9 protein-coding genes are annotated in these 11,480 nt (G+C 65.3%); 6 read left to right on the top strand and 3 right to left on the bottom strand.

What is annotated here, in order from left to right:
- A partial coding sequence (locus ACFP9U_RS19930; protein WP_378624133.1) for a DAK2 domain-containing protein occupies nucleotides 1-199 on the top strand: 199 nt, incomplete at its 5' end.
- A 244-nt stretch (nucleotides 200-443) separates the two neighbouring features.
- On the opposite strand, the gene hemA is transcribed toward ACFP9U_RS19930, so the two are convergent.
- Both hemA and ACFP9U_RS19920 read right to left on the bottom strand, forming a co-directional pair.
- A complete protein-coding gene (gene hemA, locus ACFP9U_RS19925; RefSeq protein WP_378624132.1) occupies nucleotides 444-1,721 on the bottom strand; it encodes a 5-aminolevulinate synthase in 1,278 nt (425 codons plus the stop codon).
- A gap of 163 nt (nucleotides 1,722-1,884) precedes the next feature.
- Nucleotides 1,885-2,391, bottom strand: a complete 507-nt coding sequence (locus ACFP9U_RS19920; RefSeq protein WP_378624129.1) for a MarR family winged helix-turn-helix transcriptional regulator — start codon at nucleotides 2,389-2,391, stop codon at nucleotides 1,885-1,887.
- A 93-nt stretch (nucleotides 2,392-2,484) separates the two neighbouring features.
- Here ACFP9U_RS19920 and ACFP9U_RS19915 point away from each other — a divergent pair, with 93 nt between their 5' ends.
- The 5 genes from ACFP9U_RS19915 (at nucleotide 2,485) to ACFP9U_RS19895 (ending at nucleotide 10,788) form a co-directional block, all read left to right on the top strand.
- Nucleotides 2,485-4,260 (top strand): N-acetylglutaminylglutamine amidotransferase, encoded by a 1,776-nt coding sequence (locus ACFP9U_RS19915; RefSeq protein WP_378624128.1) that lies wholly within the window; start codon nucleotides 2,485-2,487, stop codon nucleotides 4,258-4,260.
- 268 nt (nucleotides 4,261-4,528) lie between these two features.
- Nucleotides 4,529-6,343: an N-acetylglutaminylglutamine synthetase gene (gene ngg / locus ACFP9U_RS19910; RefSeq protein WP_378624126.1), complete on the top strand. Its 1,815-nt coding sequence runs from the start codon at nucleotides 4,529-4,531 to the stop codon at nucleotides 6,341-6,343.
- Nucleotides 6,344-6,346: 3 nt separating this feature from the next.
- On the top strand, nucleotides 6,347-7,504 hold the full coding sequence (locus ACFP9U_RS19905; protein WP_378624125.1) for an osmoprotectant NAGGN system M42 family peptidase: 1,158 nt from the start codon (nucleotides 6,347-6,349) through the stop codon (nucleotides 7,502-7,504).
- A gap of 552 nt (nucleotides 7,505-8,056) precedes the next feature.
- Complete coding sequence (locus ACFP9U_RS19900) at nucleotides 8,057-8,818, top strand: helix-turn-helix domain-containing protein (protein ID WP_378624123.1); 762 nt, start codon at nucleotides 8,057-8,059, stop codon at nucleotides 8,816-8,818.
- A gap of 296 nt (nucleotides 8,819-9,114) precedes the next feature.
- Nucleotides 9,115-10,788 carry a Na/Pi cotransporter family protein gene (locus ACFP9U_RS19895; protein WP_378624122.1) on the top strand — a complete coding sequence of 558 codons (1,674 nt, stop codon included), beginning with the start codon at nucleotides 9,115-9,117 and terminating at the stop codon, nucleotides 10,786-10,788.
- 94 nt (nucleotides 10,789-10,882) lie between these two features.
- Here ACFP9U_RS19895 and thiD read toward each other — a convergent pair.
- Nucleotides 10,883-11,480 (bottom strand): bifunctional hydroxymethylpyrimidine kinase/phosphomethylpyrimidine kinase (gene thiD / locus ACFP9U_RS19890; protein WP_378624120.1); only part of this gene is annotated, 598 nt, incomplete at its 5' end.

Below are 11,480 nucleotides of genomic sequence, written 5' to 3'. Positions count from 1 at the left end.
GCGGGAGGCCGCGCAAGCCGCCGCCGCCGGCGCTGCCGCCACGCGCGCCATGATCGCTTCTAGGGGACGTGCCGCCCGCGTCGGCGACCGCTCGCTCGGCCATATCGACCCGGGCGCGGCCTCGGCGAAGATCATCATCGAGGCCATCGGCGCGCACTTTTCCGAGCCGGTGGAGGCTGCAAGCGGCAGGGGGGTGTAGGATGTACGGAGGGCTGCCCGTAACCGTTTTGCGGCCGGGTCCGTTCAGGCATGGATCCTCGGGTCAAGCCCGAGGATGACGAAGCGGTGAGATCTACACCTATCTGCAACGTTGGCGTTTGGCGGAAACGCTTCCACGGTCATCATCCTCGGGCTTGACCCGAGGATCCATGCCGGGACATCGACGCTGCACCGGCGGTGAAAACTGATCACTGCCCGGAGGTCTGCTCCGCACGGTGCGCGGCCTATCCGCCCGACTTGGGAACGGCCAGCGGTATGACCCGCTCCGAGGTGGCGGCGGGGGTCGTCTCGCGCGAACCGAAGCCGATGCCGAGGGCTTCCCAAGTCTCTACGAGGCTGTCCCTCAATCCTTCGATCAGCGCGTCGCCGTGGAACGGCGTGGGCGTGATGCGCAGCCGCTCCGTGCCGCGCGGCACGGTGGGATAGTTGATCGGCTGGATGTAGATGCCGTGCTTTTCGAGAAGCCGGTCGGTCGCCATCTTGCAGAGTTCCGGATCGCCGACGAGGAGCGGCACGATATGTGTGGCGGACGGCACGACCGGCAGGCCGGCGGCGCCCAGCACCTCCTTGGTCCGCTGTGCCTGGCGCCTTTGCGCCTCGCGCTCGGCGGAGGAAGTCTTCAGGTGACGGATGGAGATCGTGGCGGCACTTGCGATGGCCGGCGGCAGCGCCGTGGTGAAGATGAAGCCGGGCGCGTAGGAGCGCACCGCGTCGATGATCGCAGCGGAACCGGTGATGTAGCCGCCGATGACGCCGAAGGCTTTGGCCAGCGTGCCCTCGATCACGTCGATGCGGTGGGCGAGACCGTCGCGCTCGGTGATGCCGCCGCCGCGCGCACCGTACATGCCGACCGCGTGCACCTCGTCGATATAGGTCATCGCGTTGTACTTGTCGGCAAGGTCCGCGATCTCGGCGATGGGCGCGATGTCGCCATCCATGGAGTAGACCGATTCGAAGACGATCAGCTTCGCCCGCTCGCGGCCGGCCGCCGCCAGGAGGCTCTCCAGATGGGCGAGATCGTTGTGGCGGAAGATCTTCTTCTCGGCGCCCGAGCGGCGCACGCCCTCGATCATCGAGGCGTGGTTCAGCTCGTCCGAAAGGACCAGGCAGTTCGGCAGGAGCCGGGCGATGGTGGAGATGGAGGCTTCGTTGGAAATGAAGCCGGAGGTGAAGACGAGGCCGGCCTCCTTGCCGTGCAGGTCGGCCAGTTCCGCTTCCAGCTCGACCAGCGGATGATTCGTGCCGGAGATGTTGCGCGTGCCGCCCGCGCCCGAGCCCATCCGGCCCGCGGCCTCGCGCATGGCCGCGATCACGTCCGGATGCTGACCCATGCCCAGATAGTCGTTCGAGCACCAGACGGTAATTTCCCTTGCCGTATCGCCGGAACGCCAGATGGCGCGGGGGAAGGCGCCCGCGATCCGCTCCAGATCAGCGAAAACGCGGTAACGCCGTTCCGCATGGAGCTGATCGATTGCCTCGGAAAAAAACCGTCTATAATCCATACTGTTTTTCCTGGGTTGTGGCCCGGATCATAATGGCTTAGCGCCGGCACGTCCATTGTCGCGTGTCGGGCAAAATGCCACGCTCGCATCGGAGCAAACTCAATTCGGGTCTCCCAACGCGCGTCGGCACAACCGATCTCACCTTGCCTCATCTCATCTGGCGCTAAAGCAGGCGGCCGTTTCTCGTTCTGGAGGCGGGTATCGCCGGCTCCATCATATCGGCCAGATCGTTGAGCGTTTCGATGACGCGCAGCCGCTCCGCCGGGTCGAGGCGCTGGAAACGCCTTGCAAACCCTACGCCGAGGGGCTCCGGCGCCTGTTGCACGAGCCCGCCGCCGGTCGGCGTCAGGCGCGCATGGACCACGCGCCGGTCGCTCGGCGAGCGGTAGCGCTCCACCAGCCCGCGCACTTCCAGATTGTCCAGTATGGTGACCACGGTCGCCGCGCTCAGATCCGCGTGCTCCGACAGCGCCGTCGTCGTCACCTCGCCGAGCGCGGCGATCGCCTTCAGGATGACAAGCTGGGGGGCGGTCAGCCCGATCGCCTTGACGAGCGCCTTGGACTGCAGGTCGCTCGCCCGCAGAATGCGGCGAATGGACTTTTCGACGAGGCGCAATTCGTCCGGTGGGAACCGGTCGAGGGTTTGCACGTTGTCTGTCGGTTGAGCCATGGGAACCAATGTCACTTATTTGACATCAAATAATCAGAACTATAACTATCTGGACGTCCGGCGCAACAATCAAGGAGGGATCCCCCGCTTCTCATGTGCGGTATCTGCGGAGAGTTGAGATTCGACGGCAGCCAGCCGTCTCCCGTCACCCTTTCGAAAATGATGGAGGGACTCACCCCGCGCGGCCCCGATGGGTCCGGTGTGGTCCAGTACAACAATGCCATCTTCGGGCACCGGCGGCTGAAGATCATCGACCTGTCGGAAAGAGCCCGCCAGCCCATGGACGATCCGACGCTGGGGCTGACGATCTGCTTCAACGGCTGCATCTACAACTATCCCGAACTGCGCGCCGAACTGGAGGCCAAGGGCTACCGCTTCTTCTCCACCGGCGATACCGAGGTGATCCTGAAGGCGTGGGACGCCTGGGGTGAGACATGCGTCGAGCGTTTCCACGGCATGTTCGCCTTCGTGCTGCATGAGCGCGATAGCGGGCGGCTGGTGATGGTGCGCGACCGTTTCGGCATCAAGCCGCTCTATTATTCGGAAACGCCGAGCACACTGCGTTTCGCCTCCTCCCTGCCGGCGCTGGTGGCCGCCGGCGACGTCGACACAACGATCGATCCCGTCGCCCTGCACCACTACATGACCTTCCATGCGGTCGTGCCGCCGCCGCGCACCATCCTCAGCGGCGTCAGGAAGCTTCCGCCGGCGACCATGCGCATCATCGAGGCCGACGGCAGCAAGCGTGACCGTGTCTACTGGGACCCGCCGTATGAGCGCGATCCGGCGCTTTCATCGCTCAGCCCGGAAGAATGGCGCGAGCGCGTGCTCGACGCCCTGCGCCTCTCGGTAAAGCGGCGCATGGTGGCCGACGTGCCGGTGGGCGTGCTCCTGTCGGGCGGCGTCGATTCGAGCCTCATCGTCGGGCTCCTCGCCGAGGCCGGACAGACCGGGCTGATGACCTTCTCGGTGGGCTTCGAGGAAGCCAACGGGGAAAAGGGCGACGAGTTCGTCTATTCCGACCTGATCGCCGAGCGCTTCGGCACCGACCACCACAAGATCTTCGTGCCCTCCAGCGATTTGATGGACGCGCTGCCGGGCACCTTTCAGGCCATGTCGGAGCCCATGGTCTCCTACGACAATGTCGGTTTCTACCTCCTGTCGAAGGAGGTCTCCAAGCACATCAAGGTGGTGCAGTCGGGGCAGGGCGCGGACGAGGTTTTCGGCGGCTATCACTGGTATCCGCCGCTGATGAGCTCCAACGACGTCGTCAGTGACTATGCCGACGTCTTCTTCGACCGCACGCATGAACGGCTGAAGGAACAGCTCGCGCCGGAGTGGATGACGGAGGAGGATGTCAGCCGCGCCCTCGTCGCCAGGCATCTGACCCGGCCCGGTGCCGATACGCCGGTTGACGCCGCGCTCCGGCTCGATTCCTCGGTGATGCTGGTCGATGATCCGGTCAAGCGCGTCGACAACATGACCATGGCCTGGGGGCTGGAGGCGCGCGTGCCCTTTCTCGATCACGAGCTCGTGGAACTCGCCGCGCGCATTCCGCCGGAGGAGAAGCTCAGGGACGGCGGCAAGGGCATCCTGAAGGACGTCGCCCGCCAGGTCGTCCCGAGCGAGGTGATCGACCGCAAGAAGGGCTATTTTCCCGTGCCGCAGCTCAAATATGTGGACGGCCCCTATCTGGAGATGGTGCGCGATGCGCTAAGCTCTCAGGCAGCGCGCGAGCGCGGCCTGTTCCGCCAGGACTATCTGGATACGCTCTACGCCGCGCCCGCCGAGCACATCACGCCGCTGCGCGGCTCGGCCCTTTGGCAGGTCGGGCTTTTGGAACTGTGGCTTCAGACCCACGGGATTTAGTAGCCACCGTCATGGATAGATGCGTCATGAGATCGCCTTTCCGCCCGCAAATGCTAGAAGCCGTGCGCAGCGCGATGGAGGACATCGTGCAAGCGCGGCGACGCCGCAGGTGCGGGCGGAAAGGCGACCCCTTGGGCGTCCGGAGAAAACCCGTGGACGGCGTCGCACCACCTCGACGATGTCTCACATCGCCCTCGGCGACGCTCCTGGCCACGGGCTTTCCCCGGAAGTCTCATGATGCATCTATCCATGATGGTGGGTACTAACAATGGGCAAGCAGGACGAGGCGGTTTCGCGTAGCCAGAGGGGGCGCACCGACAAGGCGCTCGGTCATCGTCTGAAGCGCCTGCGCAACGAGGCCATGAAACCCGCCGACGCGCGCGGCGACGGGGGGAAGGGCGAGCGGCCGACGGCCGTTGCGCTCGATCTCGGCTGGGGACGGCTGCTGTTCGCGCAGAGCTTTGCCGACAACGAGCAGATCGTCGAGGCGATGCACCAGGAAGGGCCCGCCCGACGCGACATCGCCTTCTACATCCGCGATCCGCACGTGCTTCTGTCGCTGGCGCCGCAGGAACTGTTCCTCGACCCCTCGCACACCTACAGGCTCGATCTGTCTACCTACCGCGCGGGCAAGCGGCAGGCGCGCGGCTACTTTATCCGAAGGCTCGCCTCGCAGGCCGACGCGGAGGCCGTCAACGCCATCTATCATAGCCGCGGCATGGTGCCAGTGCGGCCGGACTTCTTCTGGACCAACCGCGACAGCCGCGCCGTCGTCTATCTGGTCGCCGAGGACGTGGCCACCGGCGACGTGATCGGCACGGTGACCGGCGTCGACCACCACCGGGTCTTCGACGACCCGGAAAACGGCTCCTCGCTGTGGTGTCTCGCCGTCGATCCGCAATGCCCGCATGCCGGCGTCGGCGAGATGCTGGTCCGCCAGCTCGCCGAGCACTTCAAGGCGCGAGGCCGCAGCTTCATGGACCTGTCGGTCATGCACGACAACGAACAGGCCATCGCACTCTACGAGAAGCTCGGCTTTCATCGCATTCCCGTCTTCGCCGTTAAGCGCAAGAACCCCATCAACGAGAAGCTCTTCACGCACCCGCCGGCCGCCTACGACCAGCTCAATCCCTATGCGCGCATCATCGTCGACGAGGCGCACCGGCGCGGCGTGGCCGTCGACATCACCGATGCCGATGCCGGTTTCTTCCGCCTTTCCTTCGGCGGCCGCTCGATCCACTGCCGCGAGAGCCTTTCGGAGCTCACCTCCGCCGTCGCCATGTCGATCTGCGACGACAAGGCCGTGACCAGGCGCATCGTGGAGAAGGCGGGTCTGAAGGTTCCCGAGCAACTGGACGCCGCGAGCGGCCGCAAGGAGATCGAAGCGTTCCTGAAGAAGCACGGCAGCGTGGTCGTAAAGCCGGCGCGCGGCGAGCAGGGCAGCGGCGTGGCGGTCGGCCTGGAGACGGTCGAGGACGTGGAGAACGCCGTCGCTGCCGCCAAGAAGGTTTGCGACCGTGTGCTGCTGGAGTCGTTTTTCGAGGGCGAGGACCTGCGTTTGGTCGTGATCGACTATCGGCTGGTCGCCGCAGCCGTCCGCCGTTCCGCCCGTGTCGTAGGCGACGGGCGCAGCACCATCAAGAAGCTGATCGAGAACCAGTCGCGCCGCCGCGCCGCCTCGACCGGAGGCGAAAGCAGGATCCCAATCGACGACGAGACCCGCCGCTGCGTGGCCGGCGCGGGTCACACACTCGATTCCGTCCCCGCCGAAGGAATGGAGGTGGTCGTGCGCAAGACCGCAAACCTGCATACCGGGGGCTCGATCCACGACGTGACGGAGGAGGTTCATCCCGCGCTGGTCGATGCGGCCTGCACCGCCGCGCGCGCCATAGACATTCCCGTGGTCGGGATCGACTTCATGGTGCAGTCGCCAAGCCGGCCGGAATATGTTTTTATCGAAGCGAACGAGCGGCCTGGACTGGCCAATCATGAACCGCAACCCACCGCCGAACGCTTCGTCGATCTTCTGTTTCCCCGCACGGGCCTCAAGTCAGCGAAGCAGGCGCTTGGCGCGAGGGAGTAGCCTTTGCCGCGTCTGACAATCGACGTCGACTACCTTACGAACCAACTCAAAGCCCTCCTGGCGATCGACAGCCCCACCGGATACACCGACACCATCGTGCGCCATGTCACGGAGGAACTGGAGCGGCTGGGGCTCGAACCGGAGTTGACCCGAAGGGGCGGCATCCGGGCCATCTGGCGCGGCGAGCGCCGGCGCGGCGCGCGCGCCATCATCACCCATGTCGACACGCTGGGCGCGCTGGTCAAAGGCATCAAGGACACCGGCCGGCTGGAGCTGGTGCCGATCGGGCACTGGTCGGCGCGTTTCGCCGAGGGCGCGCGGGTTACCCTGTACACGGAGAAGGGCAGCTTCCGCGGCACGATCCTGCCGCTCAAGGCCTCCGGCCATACCTATAATGACGACGTGGACGAACTGCCGATCGGCTGGAAGCACGTGGAACTGCGCCTCGATGCACTCGCCTGGTCGCGCAAGGACACGTTGTCGCTCGGCATCGATATCGGCGACTACGTCGCCATCGATCCGCAGCCGGAGTTCCTCGAAAACGGCTTTATCGTCTCCCGCCATCTCGACGACAAGGCCGGCGTGGCGATTGCGCTTGCGGCGCTGGAGGCCATGAAGCGGGAGAGCGTGCGCACGCCGGTCGACACGCACTGGCTGTTCACGATCTCGGAGGAGGTGGGTGTCGGCGCGGCGGCGATCGTCACGCCCGAGATCGCCTCCATGGTGACCATCGACAACGGCACCACCGCGCCGGGGCAGAACTCTTCCGAGTTCGGCGTGACCATCGCCATGGCCGACCAGACCGGGCCCTTCGACTACCACCTGACGAAGAAGCTCGTCGACCTGTGCCGCGACGACGATATCCGTTTTCAAAAGGACATCTTCCGCTACTACCGCTCCGATTCGGCCTCCGCCCTGGAAGCCGGCCATGATGTGCGCACCGCGCTCATCGCCTTCGGCATTGATGCCTCGCACGGCTATGAGCGCATTCACATCCACGCCTTGCGCTCGGTGGCGGAGTTGACGACGGCCTATGTCATGAGCCCGATGGAAATCGAGCGCGACGTCGAGGAGGTATCCGATATCGAGGGTTTCACCGAGCAGCCGACCGAGGCCGCCGAACAGCCCACCCGGCCGCGCAAGCTGCCCGGCCGGCGGTAGAGCGTCTGCAGTAGGGAGCCGCTTTCCCGCGCGCGGATACGGTAAGAACAATGGAATAGGACGGTGCCGCCCGCGGATGCGGGCGCATTTCTCGCTGGCCGGCGCGTGGATTGATCCCGGTTTAGCGTGTACGGCTCGGCTTCGTTGACGGCCAAACAGACCAACTATTGCGATCTGCTTATTTGCCGAGAACCGTCATACGGGAGATACCATGGCGCTGTGCTGAAAAGCAGGCGTACAGGAGGTGCTCCGTGTGGCGTAAACGGGATCGTATAACGGCGATAGTCACGCTGCACCGCAAAACGCTCGCGCTCCGCCTTCCGGCGGGGAAACGCAATTTGCGGTGGCCGGCGTTGCGACTTCTAGCAGAATGCAGGTACTATCATCGGGAAGGGCTATGCGGGGCAGCGGCGATCAATGTATCATGAAACCGATGGTTTAGCACCGGGGCGAAGCGGGCCGAGTGAGCGTTCGCGCGCTCATCTTCTTGATGCCATTCCCGAAGGCGTCGGAAAGCGCGCCAGGACGTCGCATGGCGGGTTTGTGCTTTCGATGCGTCCGCCGCGTCCGCAGGACCTTTCTCCCGACGCGCATTTCGTCGCGGTGACGCTGACTTCGTCGTCGAATGGGGAAGCGGCCTCCGAAGGCGGATCCGACGAGGCGCCCTATGGCATGATCGTTGTTTGTCCGGCGGGCGCGCACCGGAGAACGCAATGGGCCTACACGCGCGAGATCGTCCTGGTGGCGCTCACGACGGACGCGCTCGAGGAACTGGCAGACAGCGAGTTCGAACGGAAACCACCCGAGCTTCTGCCACCCCCTGACGGCACGGTCGATCTGCAGGCGGTACGAATGGCCGAGCTGATGGCGGCCGAACTGCGAAACCAGGAAGTGAACGAGCTTTATGCGGATGCACTGGTCACCGTTTTCGGCATACACCTCCTGCGCAACTATTCACGCGCGGCGAGGACGGCCGTGCGCCCCAAGGGGGGGCTGTCCACGACCGCCGCCAAGCGGGTTGAGGAATATATCGAAGAGAACTTCGCGCGCAGGCTGGGCGTCGCCGAACTTGCTGCCGTTTGCGAGCTTTCGCACGGCCATTTCATCCAGTCCTTCACCAAGTCCTTCGGTGAGCCACCGCATCGCTATCTGATCAACCGCCGGCTCGAATTCGCCGAACAGCTGATTGTCGAAAAGGATTTGACGATCGCCGAAGTGGCTTTTCTGAGCGGTTTTTCCAGCCAAAGTCACCTGACCTCCGCGATGCGGAAAAACAGGAACATCACGCCCGCCCAATTGCGCGTGCGGCGCTAAATACTTCGCGGGCGTAAAACCCCTCTCGCCGCCGCGCAAACAGAAAAACGGCGAGATAGAGCGGTCTCGCGAGCACGATCCGCTCCTGGCGCCAACCGCAGCGGCCCCGCGGACCGGCAGCGCCGACCTCACCGTGACCGGCTGTCCCGGTGTGACATTCGTGCGACGGCGGACAAGTTCCGGTTCGACACCGACGCAGCTTTTCCCATGCAAAGGAGTTATACACAGTAGATCCACCGCCGGTTCACAATAAACCCACAGCCGGTTCGGTGAATGGGATAGGCGAAACGAGGCAAATGAGCGGGTCCGTCTTCTTCCTGCATATGGCCGGTGCCGTAGCGTTGCTTCTTTGGGCGACGCGCATGGTGCGCACCGGAGTGGAGCGCGCCTATGGCGGTGTCTTGAGGCAGCGGCTGCGCCGCGCACTCACAAACCCGCTCATGGCCACGACGGCGGGGCTCTTGCTCGCCATCGCCCTGCAAAGCTCGACTGCGGTCACGCTCCTGGTGGGCTCCTTCGCCGGCGGTGGCATGGTGACGGGCCTCTCCGGCATCCTGGCCGTCCGCGGCGCGGAAGTGGGCTCGGCGCTCCTGGTCAAGATCCTGAGCTACGACCTGTCGCTCCTCGTGCCCGTCTGCCTGCTCGCCGGCACCGTCATCTTCCTGGCGACGGAACGGCGCTCCTGGCGCCAGGCAGGCCGTATTCTCGTCGGCATCGGCCTTTTGCTCCTGTCGCTGGAGATGATGGATGCGGCGGCCGAGCCTTTGCGTGAGAGCCGCATCGTGCCGCTGATCGTGGGTTACCTGTCGGAAGACCCGGTCACCGCCTTCTTTCTCGCCGCGGTCATCACCTACCTGTTCCACTCCAGCATCGCCGCAGTTCTGCTCCTGGCGACCTTCGCCGCGCGTGGGGTCCTGTCGCCCGAGCTCGGCATCGTGATGGTGCTGGGCGTAAACCTGGGCTCTTCCTTCATCGCGCCGATCCTGACGCGCGCCGCGCCGCCGGCCTATCGCGTGGTGCCGCTCGGCAACCTCCTGATGCGCGGGCTGGGATCGGTCGTGCTGCTCGTTCTTTTCGTCTATTTCAACCCGCCGACTTCGCTGTTGGGTTCCGGTACCGCCGATCGCGTGATCCATGCGCATATCGCCTTCAACGTCCTCATTCTTTTCGCCGGCATTCCGCTGTCGCGGCTGATCCTGAAGGCCACGCGGGGGATCGTCGCGCTGAGCGCCGGCACGAAAACGCCCGAGGAAGAACGCCGCGCCGCCATCGAGGCGACGAGCGCTCTGGACGCAGCCGCGCTCGACAACCCTGCCCAGGCGCTGGCCAACGTCACGCGCGAGGCGGTGCGCATGTGCGAGACCGTCGAGTTCATGCTGCGCCGCGTTCTGGAGCTCTACGAGGATCCCGACAAGCAGTCGATCAACGCGCTGGCCGCGCTCGACGACACGGTGGACAAACGCCACGCGGCCATCAAGCTCTACCTCGCCCGCATCACCGAACACGGCATGTCGGACGAGGAGGCGAGCCGCTGCCAGGAGCTTCTGGGCGTATGCATCAAGCTGGAGCAGGTGGGCGACATCATCGTGCGCAACCTGCTTTCGCATGTGCAAAAGAAGATGGATCGCGATCTCGAGTTCACGCCGGAAGGCTGGCGCGAGCTTTCGAGCCTCCATGCCTCCGTGCTCGCCAATGCCCGGCTCGCCTTCAACCTCCTGGTGACCCAGGACCCCGAGACCGCCCGGCAGCTCGTCGCCGAGAAGGACCGGCTGCGCGACCTCGAGAGGATTTCCAGCGAGCGCCACTTCGATCGGCTGCGCCGCGGCTCGGAGCGGAGCGTGGAGACCAGCTCCATCCATCTCGACACGATCCGTGACCTGAAGCAAATCAACTCACTGCTGGCCACCCTGGCCTACCCGGTGCTGGAGCGGCACGGCATGCTGAGCGGCACGCGGCTGAAGTCCGCGTGAGGGGACCGGGCGAGTGGGATCGAATGTCGGCACGCCTGGGCGCCTTAGAAGGGGCGCCAAGCGGCAGGGGGTCTTCGAACAGACCTGCTTCGAGCTAACCCATCCCCTCCGCTTGTGACGCCTTCACCAGATGGGCGTGCAGCCACGCCTTGGCCGCGCGGACGCTCTCTTCCAAGTCATGGCCCGCCGCTAGACCGGCGCTCGCAGCGCTGGCCAGCATGCAGCCGGTTCCGCGCATGTGCGCTTCAAGACGCGGCGCTTCGAAGCGGACGGGCTTGCGCGCGGGCTGCAAGAGGATGTCCGTCGCATGGTCGCCGCCGTCGTGGCCGCCCTTGATCAGGACCGCCCGGGCGCCCTCTTCGAGCAGGGCCTCGCCCTGGCGCATGGCGGCATTCTCATCCGCAGCCGGGGTGCCGCCGGTGAGGGTCGCCAGTTCGGGCAGGTTCGGTGTGACGAGACGGCAGAGCGGCATCAGGCGCGCCTTCAGCGCCGCAACGGCATCCGTCTCCAGCAGCGCACCGCCGGACGTGGCGGCCAGCACCGGGTCGAGCACGGCGGGGACGTCGCAATGTGCTTCGAGAGCCGAGGCGACCGCCTCGATGGTCTGCCGTGTGGCGAGCATGCCGATCTTGACGGCGCCGATGGGAGCGGCTTCGAACGCGGCCTTCATCTGCGCGGCGACAAGGGCGGGC

Source organism: Nitratireductor sp. GCM10026969 (assembly GCF_042660605.1).
In the GTDB taxonomy this organism is placed as follows: Bacteria; Pseudomonadota; Alphaproteobacteria; order Rhizobiales; family Rhizobiaceae; genus Chelativorans.
Note: the sequence above shows the minus strand (reverse complement) of the source record. Positions and strands in the feature narration are given on the sequence as shown.